The sequence below is a fragment of the Paenibacillus sp. OT2-17 genome (assembly GCF_009827695.1).
In the GTDB taxonomy this organism is placed as follows: Bacteria; Bacillota; Bacilli; order Paenibacillales; family Paenibacillaceae; genus Paenibacillus; species Paenibacillus polymyxa_B.
The window spans coordinates 1-1353 of record NZ_WUDQ01000782.1 but is presented as its reverse complement, the minus strand read 5'-3'; the positions used below and the strand labels follow the sequence as shown (position 1 = coordinate 1353).

At 41.3% G+C, this 1353-nt stretch carries 1 protein-coding gene; it reads left to right on the top strand.

What is annotated here, in order from left to right:
• Nucleotides 1-1353 (top strand): condensation domain-containing protein (locus GRP75_RS27075; protein WP_160790903.1); only part of this gene is annotated, 1353 nt, incomplete at both ends.

The window sequence follows — 1353 nt, the reverse complement described above, 5'->3', positions numbered from 1 at the left end:
AGTCCACGATATATGCAGCGGGTTACAGTATAACAAAGAAAATAGCAGAAGAACTTATAACAGTACCTATAGGGAAAGCTTTACAGAATGTATACCTTTATATACTGGACAAGCACAACCAATTAACTCCTGTAGGAGTGGCCGGTGAACTTGTGATAGGTGGAAGCGGTCTTGCAAGGGGCTATTTGAATAGACCTGAACTGACAGCAGAAAAATTTGTACCTAACCCGTTTATTCCCGGCGAAAAAGTGTACCGCACAGGGGACTTAGTAAGGCGGCTTCCTGATGGGAACATCGAATTCATGGGCAGGATCGACCACCAGGTAAAGATAAGAGGCTTTAGAATAGAGCTTGGAGAAATTGAAGCACATCTGGTGAAGCACACTGCTATTAAGGAAGCAGTGGTTATTGCAAAGGAAGAGCAGCAAGGGAAGAAGTACCTGTGTGCATATATTGTAGGGGAAAATGAATTGACCATTTCCGAGCTAAGGGAGCATCTCTTAAACGAACTACCTGACTACATGGTACCAGCATATTTCATGCAGCTGGAACAGCTGCCATTTAATGCCAACGGTAAAATTGATCGGAAAGCATTGCCTGAACCACAGGGGAATATTAATACCGGAGTAGAGCATGTAGTTCCTAGAAACGAAAGAGAAGAAATACTGGTCAAAGTATGGGAAGACGTACTAAAAACTGAAAACATCGGGGTAAAAGATAATTTCTTCAGCCTTGGAGGAGACTCAATAAAAGCCATACAGGTAATGTCGCGTCTTAACGTCCATGGGCTAAAGCTTGAAATGCGGGACTTATTCAAACATCCTGTAATTGAGGAACTCGTCGAATATATACAATCTACAAGCCGAAGAATTCATCAAGGCCCGGTAGAAGGCATAGTACCGATAACACCTATACAAAGATGGTTGTATAAACAAGACAGCAAGGATATCCATCATTTTAATCAGGAAATAATGATATATGGGCGTAACGGATTTGAAGAAGCTATTATTCGAAAAGTATTGTCAAAGCTTGTAGAGCACCACGATATTTTTAGAACAGTGGTAAAAATAGAGGATCAAAATATACTCCAATACAACAAAAACCTTGAAGGTGAACATTTTTCATTGGAAATTGTAGACCTTAGGGACAGCTATAATTACCGGGAAAAAATAGAGCTGGAAGCGTCGAGGATTCAGAGGAGCATGGACTTGTATAACGGTCCTTTAGTTAAGGTTGGTCTGTTTAAGACTAAAGAAGGGGACCACCTGCTAATAGCTATTCACCACCTTGTAGTTGATGGGGTATCGTGGAGAATCATACTGGAAGATTTGGACATAGGATACAGACAGGCGC